This is a genomic window from Erythrobacter aurantius (assembly GCF_023823125.1).
Classification (GTDB): domain Bacteria; phylum Pseudomonadota; class Alphaproteobacteria; order Sphingomonadales; family Sphingomonadaceae; genus Erythrobacter; species Erythrobacter aurantius.
Genome location: NZ_CP090949.1, coordinates 64512 through 82752, shown reverse-complemented (window position 1 = coordinate 82752; position 18241 = coordinate 64512). Strand labels below are relative to the sequence as shown.

19 protein-coding genes and 1 pseudogene are annotated in these 18241 nt (G+C 57.1%); 14 read left to right on the top strand and 6 right to left on the bottom strand.

The window, feature by feature from the left end; genetic code table 11:
* Positions 1 to 28 precede the first annotated feature (28 nt).
* A pseudogene (locus L1K66_RS16520) lies at positions 29 to 127 on the top strand (lasso RiPP family leader peptide-containing protein); the annotation flags it as partial.
* Positions 128 to 548: 421 nt separating this feature from the next.
* Complete coding sequence (locus L1K66_RS00430) at positions 549 to 689, top strand: hypothetical protein (protein ID WP_252259001.1); 141 nt, start codon at positions 549 to 551, stop codon at positions 687 to 689.
* A 21-nt stretch (positions 690 to 710) separates the two neighbouring features.
* On the opposite strand, the gene L1K66_RS00425 is transcribed toward L1K66_RS00430, so the two are convergent.
* Entirely contained in the window at positions 711 to 1190 is a 480-nt protein-coding gene (locus tag L1K66_RS00425; protein WP_252258999.1) for a hypothetical protein, read from the bottom strand.
* A 30-nt stretch (positions 1191 to 1220) separates the two neighbouring features.
* Here L1K66_RS00425 and L1K66_RS00420 point away from each other — a divergent pair, with 30 nt between their 5' ends.
* Positions 1221 to 1418 (top strand): hypothetical protein, encoded by a 198-nt coding sequence (locus L1K66_RS00420; RefSeq protein ID WP_252258998.1) that lies wholly within the window; start codon positions 1221 to 1223, stop codon positions 1416 to 1418.
* A 35-nt stretch (positions 1419 to 1453) separates the two neighbouring features.
* The gene (locus tag L1K66_RS00415; RefSeq protein WP_252258997.1) at positions 1454 to 1729 is read left to right on the top strand and encodes a PqqD family protein; all 276 of its coding nucleotides are present in this window, start codon (positions 1454 to 1456) and stop codon (positions 1727 to 1729) included.
* On the opposite strand, the gene L1K66_RS00410 is transcribed toward L1K66_RS00415, so the two are convergent.
* Entirely contained in the window at positions 1726 to 3393 is a 1668-nt protein-coding gene (locus tag L1K66_RS00410) for an ABC transporter ATP-binding protein (protein ID WP_252258995.1), read from the bottom strand. The two genes, L1K66_RS00415 and L1K66_RS00410, sit on opposite strands and share 4 nt — an antisense overlap.
* Positions 3390 to 4547 carry a nucleotidyltransferase family protein gene (locus L1K66_RS00405; protein WP_252258993.1) on the bottom strand — a complete coding sequence of 386 codons (1158 nt, stop codon included), beginning with the start codon at positions 4545 to 4547 and terminating at the stop codon, positions 3390 to 3392. The genes L1K66_RS00410 and L1K66_RS00405 overlap by 4 nt, the downstream gene beginning before the upstream one ends.
* A gap of 181 nt (positions 4548 to 4728) precedes the next feature.
* Between L1K66_RS00405 and rfbA the strand changes: the two genes are divergently transcribed.
* The 10 genes from rfbA to L1K66_RS00355 all read left to right on the top strand — a co-directional run bounded on the left by rfbA (position 4729) and on the right by L1K66_RS00355 (position 14865).
* Positions 4729 to 5619 carry a glucose-1-phosphate thymidylyltransferase RfbA gene (gene rfbA, locus L1K66_RS00400; protein ID WP_252258991.1) on the top strand — a complete coding sequence of 297 codons (891 nt, stop codon included), beginning with the start codon at positions 4729 to 4731 and terminating at the stop codon, positions 5617 to 5619.
* Entirely contained in the window at positions 5616 to 6158 is a 543-nt protein-coding gene (rfbC, locus tag L1K66_RS00395; RefSeq protein WP_252258989.1) for a dTDP-4-dehydrorhamnose 3,5-epimerase, read from the top strand. The genes rfbA and rfbC overlap by 4 nt, the downstream gene beginning before the upstream one ends.
* Entirely contained in the window at positions 6158 to 7015 is an 858-nt protein-coding gene (rfbD, locus tag L1K66_RS00390; RefSeq protein WP_252258987.1) for a dTDP-4-dehydrorhamnose reductase, read from the top strand. The genes rfbC and rfbD overlap by 1 nt, the downstream gene beginning before the upstream one ends.
* Positions 7008 to 8066, top strand: a complete 1059-nt coding sequence (gene rfbB / locus L1K66_RS00385) for a dTDP-glucose 4,6-dehydratase (protein ID WP_252258985.1) — start codon at positions 7008 to 7010, stop codon at positions 8064 to 8066. Before rfbD ends, rfbB begins: the two co-directional genes overlap by 8 nt.
* Positions 8067 to 8179: 113 nt before the next feature.
* Positions 8180 to 8785, top strand: coding sequence for a class I SAM-dependent methyltransferase (locus L1K66_RS00380; protein ID WP_252258984.1), 606 nt, complete (start codon positions 8180 to 8182; stop codon positions 8783 to 8785).
* Complete coding sequence (locus tag L1K66_RS00375; RefSeq protein ID WP_252258983.1) at positions 8782 to 9987, top strand: polysaccharide pyruvyl transferase family protein; 1206 nt, start codon at positions 8782 to 8784, stop codon at positions 9985 to 9987. Before L1K66_RS00380 ends, L1K66_RS00375 begins: the two co-directional genes overlap by 4 nt.
* A gap of 85 nt (positions 9988 to 10072) precedes the next feature.
* On the top strand, positions 10073 to 11209 hold the full coding sequence (locus L1K66_RS00370; protein ID WP_252258981.1) for a Coenzyme F420 hydrogenase/dehydrogenase, beta subunit C-terminal domain: 1137 nt from the start codon (positions 10073 to 10075) through the stop codon (positions 11207 to 11209).
* A gap of 4 nt (positions 11210 to 11213) precedes the next feature.
* Positions 11214 to 12656 (top strand): oligosaccharide flippase family protein, encoded by a 1443-nt coding sequence (locus L1K66_RS00365; protein WP_252258979.1) that lies wholly within the window; start codon positions 11214 to 11216, stop codon positions 12654 to 12656.
* A gap of 41 nt (positions 12657 to 12697) precedes the next feature.
* Positions 12698 to 13312 (top strand): CatB-related O-acetyltransferase, encoded by a 615-nt coding sequence (locus tag L1K66_RS16515; protein WP_407931962.1) that lies wholly within the window; start codon positions 12698 to 12700, stop codon positions 13310 to 13312.
* 293 nt (positions 13313 to 13605) lie between these two features.
* A complete protein-coding gene (locus tag L1K66_RS00355; protein WP_252258977.1) occupies positions 13606 to 14865 on the top strand; it encodes an O-antigen ligase family protein in 1260 nt (419 codons plus the stop codon).
* Positions 14866 to 14910: 45 nt separating this feature from the next.
* On the opposite strand, the gene L1K66_RS00350 is transcribed toward L1K66_RS00355, so the two are convergent.
* From L1K66_RS00350 to L1K66_RS00340, 3 genes are read right to left on the bottom strand one after another with little or no spacing between them, the layout of a single operon-like run.
* Positions 14911 to 16362 (bottom strand): hypothetical protein, encoded by a 1452-nt coding sequence (locus L1K66_RS00350; RefSeq protein WP_252258975.1) that lies wholly within the window; start codon positions 16360 to 16362, stop codon positions 14911 to 14913.
* Positions 16363 to 16374: 12 nt separating this feature from the next.
* Positions 16375 to 17364 carry a glycosyltransferase family 2 protein gene (locus tag L1K66_RS00345; RefSeq protein WP_252258973.1) on the bottom strand — a complete coding sequence of 330 codons (990 nt, stop codon included), beginning with the start codon at positions 17362 to 17364 and terminating at the stop codon, positions 16375 to 16377.
* On the bottom strand, positions 17365 to 18240 hold the full coding sequence (locus tag L1K66_RS00340; protein ID WP_252258968.1) for a glycosyltransferase: 876 nt from the start codon (positions 18238 to 18240) through the stop codon (positions 17365 to 17367).
* Position 18241: the final 1 nt, after the last annotated feature.

Here is an 18241-nt window from a genome sequence, read left to right as displayed (position 1 = left end):
GATCAAGACGACTGAAAAAGCAAAATAGGAAGCTCCGAAGCTGACCATCTTCGGTTCGGTGCGCAATCTGACCGGCGGCAGCCAGACGCGCTTCCGTGACGGCGCAGCGACCAACTCGCGCTTCTAATCCTGTTCTGCCGGGGTTGCGGGCGACAAAGTCCGCAAAAACCGAGGCAGTTTGAAAAGTTTAAGGCACTCCATTACGGGGTGCCTTTTTCTTTCCTAAAGTGCTGAATTTCACACGGTTTTCCGATCTTGCGCTGAAAATTGTGAAGCGAGCAGTGGGTGGCAAGACTGAAGGCTCCGTGCCTTGCGTAATTGGTCAGCCGCGCAAGCGCCGATGCAATTCGATAGACATTCTCGGGCTTTGGGGGTCGCGGTTGGCCGAGAGACGAAGGGCAAAATGGGAATGACCGGATGAAGCGTGGTTTCCCGCAAAACCAGCGCTCCTTGCTGAAAAACCCGAATCACTCTTGCGCCAAGGTTACCCGATTCGAAGCAAACTGCGGGTTGGCGTGGGGGAGTTCTTGCCGCTAGAGGCGATAATCATGGACTGGACCCCGGAAAAGCCCAGAGAACAGGAGGCGTTGGCCAGCGCTCCTTATGATCGCTGGGTTGCGCCCAACGGCGCGTGCATTGCCGAATTTCACCGGCACGATGCCGGGTTTCTGCTACGCTTTCCTTATTAGGCGGATTTTCTGTTGAGCCGGTCAGGTGACGACGGCCTTTTTTCCATAACCGGCTGGCCGGTGCCTGAATGCGACGCGCAATCGGTTGTGAACTTGTATCATAACGCGATCCAGCCAATCCTCGGCAATCACGGCGGCGGCTTGTTCCTCCATGGCAGTGCGGTCAGACTGAAGGATGGCGGCAGTGGGGCAGAGGGAGCTGTCGCATTTCTTGGACTGTCGCGCGGCGGAAAGACAACGCTCGCAGGCTCTTTTGCGCGGTCCGGATATCCTTTCCTGACCGAGGATGTCATCGATCTGCGGCACCGTGATGGTCGCTATTGGTTGCAACCCAAGCGTTCCAAGTTGCGCTTGTTCGCTGACATCGCCCGGTTCCTTCTCGGAGAGGATGCCCGCTTCGAGGACGAAGACCTGAAGCAGGATGTCGAAGCCGGAGGAACGTTGCCTTTTACACGCGAGGAGGTTCCGCTCCGGCAGATATATGTGCTGGGTACCGATCATCGCGCACCGCTCGGGATCCGGCGCCTATCCTTGCCCGAAGCGCTGACGACGCTGATGCCGCACGCCTTCATCCTTGATGTCGAGGACAAGCCGCGCCTGAAGGCACACTTTGCCCGGATGGCTGACCTGACACAGGACATACCCTGCTTCGCGCTTGACTTTACCCGCGACTATGCGGAGTTGCCGCAAGTGCGGCGTGCGGTGCTGGAGAATTTCTCCGGAAACTGACGCGAGATTTGGGGGTATCTTGACTGCTTATGCAGATGACTGATCGCTTTGTTGTTTCGGAAGATGTCGTTGCCCGCGAAGTCGGCGGGGAGGTGGTCCTGCTCGATCTCAATAGCGGGCAATATTTCGGCCTCGATTCCGTGGGCGGGCGCATCTGGGAATTCCTGAGCGAGCGGGCCCATACTCTTGCAGAATTGTGCGACCTCATCGAAGCGGAATTCGATGCCCCTCGCGAGCGTATTGAGGCCGATCTGCTGGCTCTTGCTACAGAGTTGAAGGCACAGGAACTTATCGCCGCCAGCAGCGCCTAGGCGTTTTCGATCCCGACTTCGCGCGCGCCATCGGGGCCGAGCTTCAAGATTCTGTCGGCAAGCGCAAGGCTGGCTGGACGATGCGTAATGATGATCACGGTGCGGCTTTTCAGCGATTCGACGCAATGCTCGACAAACGCCGCCTCGCTTTCGAGGTCGTACATGCTGGTTGCCTCGTCGAAGATCATGATCGGGGGATCACGATACAAGGCCCGCGCCAGGGCAATCCGTTGCCGCTGCCCGCCTGACAAACGGATCCCGTGATCACCGATGACCGTATTCAGCCCATCGGGCAGTTTCGCAATGAAAGCATCGGCTTGCGCCAGTCGCGCGGCCTTTGCGACTGCCGCTGCCGGATCGGTCGAAGGCTGACCGAAGGCGATGTTTTCCGCGATGGTGCCGTTAAACAGAAGGGCGCGCTGGGGAACATAGCCGAACTGGCGGCGGAACTGTTGCACCTGGAAATCCGCAATATCAGTTCCATCGAGGGTGATGCGCCCTGATTGCGGCGCGTAGAAGCGCAATAGCAGGCGCACCAAAGTGGATTTGCCGACGCCGTTCTCGCCGGTGAGCGCGACGATTTCTCCCGGAGCGATTGCCAGATCCAAGCCGCTGAACACCGGTGGTCTGCCGGGATAGCTGAAATGCAGCGAATCGAAACCGATGGCTCCCTTGGCTCGTTCCAAGTCAGCCCCGCTTGAGTGGCCGGGCTCAGGATCAAGCGCCAGCACTGTCTCCAGCCGCGCCAGAGTTCCGCGAGCCATCTGGTACATGCCGTACATATTGGCCAGCGATCCGATCGGGCGGGTCAGCAGCGCGGCGTAGAGAAGGAACGCAAAAACGTCGCTTGGCGTGCGCGAGCCATCGGTCAATTGTTCGCTGCCGATCACCAGAACACCGATTGCGGCAAGCGCTGCACAAAGCGTCATGATCGGGCCGATAACGGCTTTGAGTTGCGCCTGACCGACGGCAAGTCGGCGAGAATTCTCGGCCGCCGCAGCAAATCCGGCGCGATGGTGTTCTTCAGTGGCGAACGCCTTGATCGCGGGGAGCATTTCCAGATCGCGTTCAGCAATCGCGATCAGTTCGACTTCTGCGGCGCGAACCTTTCCCGAAAGCTCCCGCAATCGCCTGCCAGCCAGTTTTGCCATCACGTAGAAAACCGGAACCAGCAGCGGCACGACCATCGCCATCGTGGGATCGATCCAGAAAAGGATTACCACCGCGCCAACGGCAGTCAGGATCATGGCGGGGGCGTTGGCCAGCGTGCTGGCTAGGAAATCGCTGAGATTTCCCACCTCGTAGGAGGTTAGGGCCAGGACATCGCCCGATCGCTGCTCGTCATGGAAACTGAGCTGCATCAGCTGGACGTGATTGTAGATGCGCTTGCGCAGTTCGGTGAGGATACGAGTCGAAGCGCGTTCGGAAAGGATTGTCGCAGCAATGTTGAGTGCGGTCAGTGCGACCAGCGCGGCGACTAGCAGCTTCAGGGTGCTCGACAGATTCACTGAGCTCTGGTCAGAGCCAACCACCCCGCCCAGAAGTTGTGCGCCGAGCCACGGCACTGCCAATGCCGCTACCGAACTCAGCAGCGTCAGCCCGCTTATCAGCGCGAGCTGCCAATGAAACCGCCGGGCCCATTCAAGCCAGAATGCGACGCTCACCGCGACACCGCCCGGCGCACTGCCCGGCCTGCGGTTTCGAACAGCAGTCTGCCTTGCAACAGCGGTGTGGGCCATCCTTTCGCGGCCGGATATTTGTCGAGCAGATGATCGCGTGGCGGAAAGGCGCGCATGGCAAACAGCCGCCATTTCTGGTCAAGGCTGCGGGCCTTGCGCAGGTCGATCCAGAACTGGCCCAGACTGTCAGGATCGTCGAAATATCGTGCCAGCGTCGGATTGAGCGGCTCGCGATCAAGCGCGTCGATCAAGCCAGCCGGAAGCTCGCTGTGCAGGTCTTGCACCATGCCGCGCAAGCTGTGAGCAACCAGCGCGCCCACCCCATGCCGCTGGCAATGCTCTTGCAACCGCTGCCAGTCTTGTGGAGTCATGCCGCGTGCCATCAGGTCAAAATCGATGGACCATATCAGCCGCCGCGGGCTGACCAGCCGCCCGCCCTCCGCATCATAGCCATGCAATGCGTGCCATTTCTGATTGATCGTGGCGTGCAGCATCATCGTTGGCAGATCGGGCCTGAATGCGCCCTCGCAAAATCGTGGAACCGGGGCCTTCGCATCGAAAAAGGCATCGATCGGGATGATACCTTGGAGCACCGGGCGATCTGACGGCTCCCAGTGCAGATCGACCGAATGGACAAAGAACCCGGCGGCATCGTGCAACCAGCCTTCTTGATAATAGAGTCCATGCGGATCGATCCGGCGATACCAGCCGAGCTTTTCGAAGATCGCCCTTGTGCGTTCTCTGAATTGCGGGCGAACAAGCAGATCGGTGTCGCCGCGCCGCCGGACGGCAGGCTCCTCATGCAGCGAATAGGCAAGCGCGGTGCCTTTCATCAGCACGCTTTCGATGCCCGCTTCGTGCAGGGCGCGAACCAAGGCTGAAACGGTCTTGTGATGGGTGGTCTCCCACAGCACCATCAGCCGCGCTTCTTCGCCAATCCGTTCAAGCAAGGCTTCCGGCCAGCCATCGAGCCCCCCTGCGTTATTGTGCAACAACAGTGGGATGCCGTGGTATTCGATCCGCTCCCATACATCCTTCCAGCCGATGGAGTCGGGCAGTGTCCAACGCGCCTCCACCTGCGCCCGCAAGGAGCGCACCGAGGCGGCGAGGAATCCGTCGATCGAAACCGTATCGGTCATGTGTCTGCAGGTTGATCCCGGCTGATTTGACTGCGCAATTGCGCGTAATGCGACAAATGCCCGGCTTTGGCCAGCTTCCAGAAACCCCGACCGGGACAGGGGGAGATTAGGTGTTGACCACTAGTATCCTTGCTGCAATGCGGAATCGCCTGAGACGGGCGGCTGCAAAAGGGTGGGGAAAGTGGCGCAAGCACGCAAGGGTATCATTCTGGCCGGCGGTTCGGGCACGCGGCTCTATCCCCTTACCCGCGGGGTATCGAAGCAGCTGATGCCGATCTTCGACAAGCCGATGATCTATTACCCGCTCAGCACGCTGATGCTTGCCGGTATTCAGGATATCCTGATCATCACCACACCGGAGGATGCGGAGCAATTCCAGCGCGTGCTGGGCGACGGCTCGGACTTCGGCGTCAACCTCAGCTATGCCCAGCAACCCAAACCCGAAGGGCTGGCGCAAGCGTTTCACATTGGCGCCGATTTTGTGCGTGGCGGGCCGAGCGCGCTTATTCTGGGCGACAATATCTTTTACGGCCACGGCCTGCCCGAATTGCTGAGAAACGCGAATTCGCGAGACGAAGGCGCGACGGTTTTCGCCTATAGGGTCAACAATCCCGAAGCTTTCGGAGTGGTCGAATTCGATCGCGATGGGAAAGCCATCTCGATTGAGGAGAAGCCCAAGGCTCCCAAGTCGAACTATGCGGTGACTGGGTTGTATTTTTACGATGAAACCGTGGTTGATCGTGCCCGCGACCTGAAGCCTTCACCGCGTGGAGAGCTGGAAATCACCGACCTCAATCGCCTGTATCTCGATGAAGGATCCATGTCGGTCGAAATCATGGGGCGTGGGTTTGCTTGGCTGGACACAGGCACGCATGCCTCGTTGCTCGATGCTGCGACCTATGTCCGCATTACCGAGGAACGGCAGGGTCTGAAGATTTGCTGCCCCGAAGAAATCGCGTGGCGTCAGGGGTTCATCACGACAGACCGTCTGCGCGAGATTGCCGAGCCGCTGCGCAAATCGGGCTATGGCGAATATCTGATCCAGTTGATTGAGCGGCCGGCCCTGTCGTGAAGATTATCGAAACCGCGATTCCGGGACCGTTGATTATCGAGCCGCGCGTGTTCGGTGATGCTCGCGGGTTCTTCATGGAAACCTGGAATGATGCCGTATTCCGCGAGGCGGGGCTTGATCTTGCGTTTGTGCAGGACAACCACAGCCGCTCGGAAAAGGGCGTGCTGCGCGGCCTGCATTTCCAGAACCCCGGGCCGCAGGGCAAACTGGTGCGTGTAACCAATGGGGCAGTCTTCGACGTCGCGGTCGACCTGCGTAAGGACTCGCCGCATTTCGGCAAGTGGATCGGGGTGGAACTGACCGCCGAGAACAAGCGCATGTTTTGGGTGCCCGAAGGCTTTGCGCACGGCTTCCTCACGCTCGAGGATGACACCGACTTTCTCTACAAGTGCACTGCGCCCTATGCGCCGCAATCGGAGCACACTCTGGCTTGGGACGATCCGTCCGTCGGCATCGAATGGCCTGTTGCCAATCTCGCACCGATCATTTCGGAGAAGGACGCAAAGGGCCTCGCGCTCGCTGACGTCCCGGCGTTCTGATGAAGGTTCTTATCACAGGAGCAGGCGGACAGTTGGGCAGCGCGTTGCAGCGCACCGCCCCTGCGCATGCCGATATCAACGCCATTGATGTCGATGATGTCGATCTGACCGATGAAGCGATGCTGCGCGCGCGGCTGGTTGTCGAAGCGCCCGAAGTGATCATCAACGCGGCGGCTTACACTGCCGTCGACAAGGCCGAAGCGGACGAAGATCTGGCCCGCGCAATCAACGCCGATGCCGTCGCCGTCATGGTCGAAGCGATGGCGGAGCAGGGCGGGAAGCTGGTTCATGTTTCCACCGACTTCGTGTTCGATGGCACCTCATCACGGGCCTATCGCCCCGACGACGCGCGCGATCCGATAAGCGCCTATGGACGCACCAAGGCGGCGGGCGAGGATCATCTGCGCGATTGTGACCTGCTTGTACGCACCGCTTGGGTCTATGCCGCGGGCGGCGGCAATTTCGTGCGCACCATGATCCGGCTGATGAAGGAACGCGAGGAGCTTGGCATTGTTGCCGATCAGATCGGTTCGCCAACCTGGGCTACGGGGCTTGCGCAAACGATCTGGGGGCTTCTCGACAAGGGTGCGAATGGCACTTTCCATCACAGCGATGCAGGTGTGGCGAGCTGGTATGACTTCGCTGTTGCCATTGCCGAGGAAGCGCACGCGCTTGGCCTGATAGACCGAATTCCGCGCATCAATCCGATCACCACCGCAGATTATCCGACACCTGCGCAGCGTCCGGCGTTTTCCCTGCTCGACTGCCGGGAAACGCGTGCCTTGCTGGGCAGTGCGCCGGTTCATTGGCGCACCAATCTTCGAACCATGTTGAAAGAGGAAAAGGCCCTTGGCTAATTTGCTCGTAACCGGAGGGGCCGGATTCATCGGCGGCAATTTCGTGCATTTCTGGAATGCCCGGCATCCCGACGATCATCTGATCGTGCTCGATGCGCTGACATATGCCGGTAACCGTTCGACTCTTGAAGGCGCGCCGCATGCCGAACTGATCGTCGGCGATATTCGCGACACCGCTCTGGTCGAACAATTGCTGCGAGAACGCAAGATCGCCACCATTGTCCACTTTGCAGCGGAAAGCCACGTCGACCGCTCGATCAGCGGCCCCGATGCCTTCATCGACACGAATATTCTTGGCACCAACAGCCTGCTGAAGGCAGCACGTGCCGTGTGGCTGGCGGGTGACGGACGCGAACACCGGTTCCATCACATCTCTACCGATGAGGTGTACGGTTCGCTCGGGCCGGAAGACCCTGCCTTTAGCGAGACCACGCCCTATTCGCCCAATTCGCCCTATTCGGCATCAAAGGCGTCGTCCGATCATCTGGTGCGGGCTTATCACCACACCTACGGGCTGAATGTCACCACCAGCAATTGCTCGAACAACTACGGCCCATACCAATATCCCGAAAAGCTGATCCCGCTGTTCTGCCTCAACGCGCTGTCGGGCAAGAGCCTGCCGATTTACGGCGATGGCATGAACGTGCGCGACTGGCTGCATGTCGAGGATCACTGCCGCGGGATTGAAGCTTGCTTGCACAAAGGTGTGCCGGGGGAAACCTACAATATCGGCGGAGGGGCGGAACTGCCCAACATGGAGGTGATCGACGCGATCTGCCGTGAAGTCGATCTGGCATTCGAGGAAGTCGATGGCCTGGCCGATCGCTACCCTGATGCGCCTGCCGCAAAAGGCATGAAGAGCGAGACGCTCAAGACCTTCGTCACGGACAGGGCGGGCCATGATCGGCGCTACGCCATCGACGAAACCAAGGCCCGCAACGATTTGGGATATGCCGCCACGCGCACTTTCGAGGAAGGTCTGCGCCAGACACTTCGCTGGTATCTTGAGCGTGAGGACTGGTGGCGGCCTTTGCTCGGGGCCTCGAAGTAGAGCCTGCTGATATGAGTGAGAGTGCAACTCCCCTGATGCGCCGCGACGAAGGACGCCTTTTCAAGCGGCTACAGGCGCGCTTCCGAAGTGCGCGCTTTGCCAGAATCCAGGCGATGATCGAGGATCTCCTGGACCAACGCGAAGAGATTCGCATCCTCGATGTCGGAGGGCGCGCGGAATACTGGAACATGCTCGCCCCGCATCTGCGCGGGAGAGTTCAACTCACCTTGCTGAACTACGGTGAGGAACTGGCCGCCTATTCGCAGAATGTCGTCGATGGCCTGCGGTTCGAAAACGCCGCCGGGAATGCCTGCGCGATGCCGCAATACGAAGATGGCGCGTTCGATCTCGTCCATTCCAACTCGGTGATCGAACACGTCGGCAGCTATTCCAACATGCGCGATTTCGCCTCCGAAGTGCGCCGGGTGGGGCGCACCTACTATGTGCAGACGCCCAATTTCTGGTTTCCAATCGATCCGCACAATGCATTCCCGATGTTGCACTGGATGCCCGACCCACTGCGCATGTTCGCTGTCACAAGGTTCAACCTAGGGGTCACCAGGAAGGTTGACTTCGCCGGAGCTGCAGCCCGTCTAGATGGAACGAAAATGATCAGCCGTTCCTATTTCCGGGCCCTGTTCCCCGATGGGGAGCACTCGAGCGAGAGGATGGCTCTGGTATTCGTGAAATCGCTTATCGCGACACGGGGAGCCGGATGACCGAAGCCCGCCCCCTGCATGTCGGGATGCTATGGCATTCCTGCCTTTCGGAAAATCTCGGCGTCGGCGCACTCACTGTCGCCAATGCCAACCTTATCGGCGCGGCGATCGAGAAGGCCGGTCGGCGTCCGGTCTTCCATATGATGGGCGTTCGCGGAGCATTCGATTACAGCCATGAAATCGTTTATGAAAATGATTTCGAGAATATCGGTTACAAGGCGCTGGCCAATCCCTTTTCCAGCCTGCATCGCCAGATGAAGCGATGCGACATCGCATTCGACATCGGCGGCGGGGACAGCTTTTCCGACATTTACGCAGCGCGGCGATATTGGCTCATCATTGGCTCCAAGATCGCCGCGATGCGAGGTGGCGGACCGCTGGTGTTAAGCCCGCAGACGATCGGTCCGTTTCACACAGCAAGGGCGCGCCATGCCGGTGTTGGGGTGATGAACCTTGCCAGCCGGATCTTCGCGCGGGACGAAAAATCTTTGTCGCTGCTTGAGCAGCTGGGTATGGGATCGAAGGCCGAGCTGACTACCGATGTCGCCTTTGCACTCCCGTTCACGCCTGCGCCGGACAAGGATGATCGTGACCTTGCCAATGGAAAGATCAGGTTTGGCCTCAACGTCTCGGCATTGCTGTATCGCCGCGATCTCGCCACTGGCGACCGGATCCGGCTTACGGTGGACTATCCCGCACTGATTGACAGCCTGCTGGAACGCGCGACGGCACACGAACGCGTGGAGCTCCACCTCGTCCCACATGTACTCGCGGCAGCGACGCCTTATGAAGATGATTACGCATTGTCGGAAGAACTGGCGGCCCGTTATCCCGCCGCAATCCTGCCGCCGCGTTTCTCGGGTCCTTCCGAGGCAAAGAGCTATATCGCCGGGCTTGACCTGTTTGCCGGCAGCCGGATGCACTCGACCATCGCCGCGCTTTCGTCGGGTACCGCAGTTGTGCCGCTTGGATACAGCCGCAAGTTCAGCGGCTTGTTCGATTCGCTCGGCTATAATTGGAATGCTGACCTGACGTGCGAAACCAACGAGGCCGTTCTGGCCCGGTTCGACCGGGCTTTGGCAGACCTTCCCGCCCTTCGTGCAGAGGCGGTTGCCGCCAATACGGAAGCGCAGCGCAGACTGGACTCCTATCGGTCCTTCCTTGATGCCCTGATCGCCGACATGGTGTCCCGCAATGCTTGACGTGGAAACCATCACCAAGAACGGGCTTTGCTCAGGATGTGGGTTGTGCGCGGGCATAAGTTCTGCCGACACGCCTGCGATAGTCATGCGCGATTCCCCGGCCGGCTATCGTCGGCCGGAGGTCATTGCACAGGTTCCTGCGCATCAGGCACAAATGATCGACGCAGTCTGTCCTGGCGCCAACATCAGGCATAGCGCCGGGGATCTTGAGGCAGAATATCATCCCGTTTGGGGGCCTCTGGTCGGGGTCAGGCTTGGTTGGAGCAAGGATGACGAACTGCGCCGCAATGCCTCATCGGGCGGCGGGCTTTCTGCAATACTTGCTCAACTCCTGACGACTGGCGCCGTCGATTATGTCGTGCAGACATCGGTTTCGCCTGAATCCCCCGTCAGGAACGCTCTGAAGATCAGCACCGGCCGCGACGATGTCTTCCATTCCGCCGGGTCGCGCTATGCTCCGTCATCACCTCTTGAAGACATTGGCAAGCGGCTCGATGCGGATGGGCGTTTTGCCTTTGTTGGCAAGCCCTGCGATGTTGCCGGATTGCGCCAGCTGGCGCGACACGATCCCAGAGTGAACGAAAAAGTGCCCTACATGCTTGCCTTCATGTGCGCCGGTGTGCCCAGCTATCGTGGTACTTCGGCGCTTCTGAAGGAGATGGGCGTCACGGACGAAGCGGACATTGCTGCCTTTCGTTATCGCGGCGACGGCTGGCCCGGATTTGCGACCGCCGAATTGAGCGACGGGCGCCGGTTCCAGATGGACTACGACACCAGTTGGGGCAGCATCCTCAATCGCCACCTGCAGTTTCGCTGCAAGATCTGTCCTGACGGAATTGGCGAATTCGCCGATATCGTTTGTGCTGACGGCTGGCACTGCGATGATAATGGAAACCCGATGTTCGACGAACAGGATGGGCGCAGCATTGTCCTGACCCGAACTCGCAAGGGCGAGGAACTGGTGATGGAAGCCATCGATGCAGGGATGCTTGTCACTCAACCCTTGTCCATTGATGCGATTGCGCAAATGCAACCGTTTCAGGCCCGTCGCAAAGGTATGGTTTTGCCTCGACTGGCCGCGATGGCAGCGGTGCGGCGCAAGCGCCCGCGCTTTGCCGATCTTGCTCTGGCCGAGAACACTCGAAGGCTTGGTCTGAAAGAGAGCCTGCGGAGCCTGCTGGGAACCTTGCGCCGTTTGCTTGCTGGTCAGGGAACGGAATAGCGCTGTGGCGCGCGGCGGCTTTCTCAAGGCGGGGTCTACGCTCGGTCTGGGCTATGTCGGCGAACATGCCCTGCTGTTCATTCGGGTCCTGCTGGTGGCCCGGTTTCTGGGGCCCGAGTATTTCGGGATCAGCGTCACCTTTCTGCTGGTCGTCAGCACCTTCGCTCTAATCAGCGATCTCGGAATCGAGAAATATCTGATCCAGGTCGACGAAAGCGAACTGGGGTCGACCAGACCTACCTTGGCAACGATCCTGCTGGTGCGCGGATTGTTGATGGGCTGCGCAATCCTGCTCCTTGCCAACTGGATCGCAGCGAGTTTCGGCAATCCGGAGCTTGGCTGGTTCTATGCCTGCGCTGCGATCATTCCGGTGATCGAGGGCTTCAGAAACCTCGACCCGCTAGCACAACAACGAAAGATGCAGTTCGCGCCGTACGTGAAGATGCAAATCGGCGGATTGTTGCCCGGGGTGGTGCTGACGATTGCTCTCGCATTCGCGACCGAAAACTTCATCGCCATCGCTGCCGGCTGCGTTTTGACCGCCATAATCTCGGTCGCCTTGTCGCATATTCTCGCATCGGAACGCTATCGCCTGGGCTTTGATCGGCGCGCCTTCGGTGCTGTCCTGATTTTCGGCTGGCCGCTGCTTTTGAACGGCATTGTTATTTTCCTCGCCACTCAGGGTGACAGGATCGTCATTGGCACAATGGCCGGAATGCTTGATCTTGCGGGCTATGCAGCGGTTGCCGCGCTGACCGCCGGTGCCAGTGTTTTCTTCGCACGGCTTTGCGGCAATTTATTCCTTCCATTGATGTCGGAGGCGCGGGGCAATTTCGCGCTCTACAAGGAACGTGCACGCACGACTGGCGCAGCATGCTTGTTCTTGCTCTCTGCGGTGCTGTTCCCGCTCGCGACGCTGGGGGGGCCAATTGTCTACCTGCTGTTCGGACCGGAATATCAGGCCGATCCGCTCTTGGTGACGTTCTTATCCATTCTTGCCGCGGCAACTGTAATGAGGGCATGGTGCGTGGTCATATCGCTTAGCCTGGGGGGCACCACCGACCTTCTGGCTGCCAATGTCCTCCGGGTTACTGGACTGGTTGGAGCGTACTTTGCCATTTCATCGGGCCATGGCATCGTCGCTGTGGCCGCGTGTATGTGTGCGGGCGATGCCGCCGCGACGTTCCTCGCTTTGTTCCGGGTGAGCCGTCGCTCCCCGGCGGCAGCGCCTTCGTGCCTTACATTCGGTTTGATTTTTGCAATTATGGCGCTTGGACTGATCACACTCAATTCGATGTTCGATCCCTTCGACCATCTGGCTTTGACCACGATAGCAGCAGCGGCGACCAGTTTGCCTGGGATGATAACAGCCTTGCTGATCTCGCGCGATTTGACCAACAGGATACGTAAGGTCATTTCTATGATCAGGCTTAAGCCGGTCAAGTGAGACCGGCTCTCGAGCGCAAGAATGTTGTCCGGAGAATTCCAATGCTGCGTAGGATTGCAGGAAAAATAAAGAGAATCCTGAAGTCGGATGAGTTTTCTAGTGTGAAGCTGAGACGAGAAATATTCGCTCAGTATGAAATAGAGGTCGGCTTATATAGTTATGGCTGTTTCGACCCGACTCGAATTGGAAGAAAAACGCGATTTGGAAGATACTGTTCTGTTTCACCTACGGCTTACATCTTTCGACGGAATCATGGCTTGGAGTTCCTAGGGCTCACTCCTTATTTCTATAATGAACTTCTAGGTGTCGTTGAGGAGGATAAGATTCCCCATGAGCCGCTGGAGATAGGAGATGACGTCTGGCTTGGGCATGGCAGCGTGATCTTGCCATCGGTCAAACGGATCGGGCGGGGGGCAGTGATCGCAGCCGGGGCGGTCGTGACCAAGGACGTGGAGCCCTATGGGATAGTGGCGGGCAACCCGGCAAAACTAATTAGAAAGCGCTTTAACGACGAAACGATTGAAAAGATCGAGAGATCTGGGTGGTGGAAAATGACACCATCTGACTTGAAGAGAGAAATCGGTATCCAACCCCAACTATTCTTTGAGCCTCAAATTCATCTCAGAGATCGCCAACTCGCGGTATTTCGGTCATGAGGCTTGTAACTTGCTTTTCGAATTCGGTTCCCTAAAGATTTGCGATGGCATTGCTTCAATTGCCTTGCAGTTACGATCTGGCATCAACCTGAATTGGTCGACCGATACATCGGAATAGCATTTCGCCCTGACCAACGTACCGCATGCAAAGCCAATTTTTTTTCACCAGATCCCAAACCGACCTTTGCTCAAATCCAAAAAGTAGCTAGGACATCCTAGTGGCTACTACCTACCGATCAGTGACGCCCCATGTGTCGGAGGGCCTATCAGGATTCCGCCGGAGAGCCGAAAGCGTGATCCCTGTCTATTTGGCGGTGGCATTACTATATTTCCTTTTCATCCCTGAGCAATTTAACTTCCGGATTTTCGGGGTTTATCTGCCGCCTTATCGTGTCTTCGTCATGGCCGGGGCGATCTACCTATTGGCTGGAGCGTTTTCAGGTAGACTTCGGTTCGCATGGCCCGACTTATTCATCGCATCAGCTGTAGCTTGGGTTTGGCTAGCGTCGTATATGACAAGCGGCAGTATCGGTACTGCCTTGGTTCAGGGTGGTGCCCATACTATCGACATCGCGCTCGCATATTTTTTGGCTCGAGTTGGCATTCAATCCCCCCGTGACTTGCGCCTCTTCCTGATTGCTAGTGCTCCGGGATTAGCTATCATCAGTGCCACCGTTGTGTTGGAAGCAATCACACATGTGAGAATTATCCAATCAGCCGCGTCAGCCGTCACGGGACAGCCAATGCCGCTTAGAGGTGATACGCGTATGGGGCTATTGCGCGGCGCAGCGAATTTCCCTCACCCGATCTTGGCGGGCATTTTCCTTGCCAGCTTCTTAACCATTTTTCTTGGCTCGGGTATTAAAGGCTGGCCGAAACTTTTTGGTATCTTCGCCGCCATGGGTGCCTTCTTCTCAATGAGTTCCGCAGCATTGCTCGGTTTGGTCTTCGGAGCTCTCTTATGGGCCTACAATTGGCTGACCGAACGATTTTACAATTTTAGCTGGCGACTGCTGTTGGCTTTTTCCTCGGTCGTGTTTGTCATAGTTGAAACGGTAAGTAACACGGGCACATATGGATTGCTTGTTCGATACGCTTCGCTCAACACTGCCTCGGCATACAATAGAATTCTGATCTGGAAGTACGGTACGGAGAACATTGAGCGAAATCCATTCTTTGGAATAGGCTATGATGACTGGGACCGCCCAGATTGGATGCATTCAGGTTCATTCGATCACTTCTGGCTGATTATGGCACTCAGATTTGGGATCCCGGCCTCGATCCTTCTTATCTTCGCGACCGTGTGGGGAGTGTATTGCGTCGCCCGCAATTCAGAAAGTTTGGGTTCTGTTGACCGGCGTCTGCTGCGCGGGGTGGCGATCGCTTTGGCGGTGTTCGCACTGGGAGTTAATTCGGTCTCCTTGTGGTTATCCGCCTTGGTGTGGTTCTTTATGCTCTTGGGTATCGCGGTGAGCCTAGGTGATTATAAACAGCCTAGGATTATTCGGTATCGCTGGCATGTTGAGAACAGCAGTGAAAAAGCCTCAGCGTAGATCGCTGTGGACGATCTTTTTTGCTGAAGTCCTATAGGATGCTCACTATCGGGTTGTCATAAGCATTTTAATCTTTCGCATTGCTCGATCTGGGCGCCTAATCCCACGCATCAATTTCTCGCGATAGTCACGCCAATCACCGTATGCATTGATTGGGACTCGCAGTAGTTCATCCCAGTTCGCTTGGATCAACCGTTTAATCATCCCGTTGTCGAGCCGCTGTTCTGGCGGTATCGATCGCATACGCCTAAACTGTGGATACGAAATGAGCGGGTGCACAGAGCGAGGTCCATTGGCTATTCTGGGTTGTGCGTAAGCCCATGGCCCCATCCGCAATTCAAGGTACGCAAGATCTAAGATCTGAAATGGGTCAAGCCCACTTGGGAGTGTTTCGTACCAAGAAGACACGGCCTTATAGGTTGGCTTCGAATGAGGAAGCTTCAATCGGGCCATGATAAGCTTTGGCGATATGAGAGTGCTATTTTGCAGCTGATTTGGCCAAAGGAATCCACGGCCAACCTCCCCTCCTAACCCTCCAACGAGGAAGCCGCCTGCTAATGGCTGCACCGATGGGAAGAAAGTCTTATTCGCGCCGGCCAATGCGTGTCCTGCCCAATATGACCAATCGGCCTGCTGAACCTTGGTTGCCCTCTTCTCTCCCAATCTAATATGTTGCAATTGATGTCGCGTTGCCAACTCGCTGGCAATTGCGCTATCCATTGCCCCTGTTTGGTACTCAACAGTGACGAAGCTTAGAATATCCTTCATGCTTCGGAGCATTGCCAAAAGAGCTCGTGTCTCATTTCCGCCAGTAAGCGCGACATGCACAGGCGCTATTGACACCAATGATTTTGTAACCCCCACAACCTCTGATGTCATGCCGTCAACAATGCCATCAACGGCGTCGGAATAATCGGGCATGGTCAGGGGTAAACGGCTTGTCTGAAAATCCGAGGTAGATACGCGATGGTTTGGCAGAAGTCTGAAAATACCTTCATGAGCAGTCAGGCCTCCAGTGATCCAACCATCTTGTTCAACTTCGTTCTCTTTTCTCAGTTCTTGATTCAAGCGTGCATCATAGTCTTCTCCCGCAATCAAGCATGCATGAGACGCGAGTTGGCGGCTGACCGGATCGAAGACCGCTCCAACTGTTGCACAAGCATCAGGCCGCAATTCTATGTTCGAGTCTTGATCAATTAAGCACAGCCAACTTCCCGAAAATCGTTCCGAGATTTCTTGCCATGCCTCTTCAAGGCCTTGAGAGGAAGGAATCGTGACACGGTCACGGGCAACAGCTTGAACTTGAAGATCAATGACCTTGCCTAACAGCCAACCCAATCGATTATCGTCCTGCCAGATCTCGATCAAATCGAGCGTTCCGTCTATGAACAGGATCCAATTTGTATTCAGCTGCACCTTATGGAGGTCTAAGGTTTCAGCTTCCATTGAGGTGATGAGATATTTTCCGGAAATGGAAACAGCAGACACGTCAGTCATACGAAACTTTCTCTATGGCATCTTACTTCCTGCACGATTTAATCGCGCAAGCAAACCCCTCTCCGGATCGTATCCGAAGCGCCAATAGCTGGGCCGCGTCGCAAGCAATCTGTTGCTATCGCGCAGAACCTTGAATTGTTTGCCTACGGGCGACATCAACATGCCAATGGCGAAGCGCTGGACCGCGCCTAGCCAAATCAGGAAAATGGCAACCCACTGGCGGGGCTTTGACCAGTGCAGCCGGGCAAACTGCATTATGCCCGCCGTCAGATATACCACGCGCATTGGCGACGCAGCCTCTCCATGGCCGATATCATGATGGGCACGCGCCTTTGCAATCCGCCAGAATGTATGCCCTGCAAGGTGCAAGCGGCAGAAAAGGTCCACTTCCTCGCAATACAGGAAAAACCGTTGATCCAGACCGCCGGCTTCGTCCCACGCACTTCTGGCGATCATGACGAACCCTCCACTCAACACTTTCGCGGGTTCGTCCTTTTCAAACGTTTGCCCGCTTCGAAGCGCAACTCGCGAACGGCCCACCAGGCGGCTAGCCATTTCGCGAAGTGAAGGAACATGAACTGTGTTCCCGACATCGGGATCACCGTTCCGATCAAGCGTCACACCGCCCCAAGCCGATCCATCGGCATGGCGTTCGCTTGCATCAAGCAAAGCGTCGATTGATCCCGGATGCAGTTCAACATCGGGATTGAGCAAGAGAAGGTTTGTACCAGTGGCAAAGCGGGCAAGCAGATTGTTCCCACCAGCAAAGCCAAGATTCCCCTCACTCGGGACAATCCTGACGTCAGGGAAATCGGCCCTGACAACAGCTTCGGTGGTGCCGTCGCCCTGATCTACGAATAGTATCTCATAGGCAGACCTGGTGCATGCAGCGGCTACCGAATTCAGGCAGTTCCGAATTAGGGCTGCCGAATTGTAGCCGACGACAAGAATGCTGACGTTCGGACTCCCGGGGCCACCAGCATGCGGTTCACTTGCTTGCATTCATGCCCCCCGGGAGCTGAGGTCCCGCGTCCATTCCGTTCGCTTGCCGAACAGCCGCTTGCGGCGCATCTCAATCCTTACGAGAACCTTGGCGGTCAGAAAAACCGCGAGATCGAAAGGGCCAGTTCCGCTTTTCAACGCGCCACCAAGCCCGCCGCCTTCTCTCGCGATATCGACATAGGCGCTGGGGTAGTCCCTTTTTACGTCTGCGTTGCCCTCTATCCTCCGCGCTTCGACCTTCACCTGTTGCCACAGGGTTTTCGGTGGCCTGACGATCGAGAACACTTCCCTGCCTAGGGCATCACTTTGAACAAGCCGCTTCTGCTCGTCGGGAAAGCGGGTATGGATCCAGATGTCATCCCCGATGATCGGCGGAAATTCACCAATGCTTTCAAGCGCGGTCTGGGAAAGGCCGTAACATCCGGCACCACCTTTTCCCGACTTGGCAAAAGGCTGTTTGAGCCATGCCGCGTAGTAGGCCTTGATCCATCGGTTGCAGTGTCCCAGCTCAAGCCTGATTTTTGGCGAAGCAGTCATGACATCCGGTTCGGTCAACACCACCGCCATCGCCAGTAGAGATCGGTACGAACATTCGATATCGGCATCGAGGTAGATGCGGGGAAACCGGGACGCGATCGCGTTCGCAGCATTGATCGCTTTTGTTTTTGAGCCGGTCGGGAGATCAAGAACGGTTGCCTGCGGAGCCGCCATCTTTGCCAAGCTGACCGTATCGTCACTGCACCCGTTCGCGGCTACAATTACTTCGACACTCCCGTCATCGGGGGCTTCGGCCAAGGCGGTCTTGAGGCAGCGCTCAATGACCGCTGCTTCGTTGTGAGCGGGGATAATCAATGTGAAGGGTAGGGACTTGGTCACG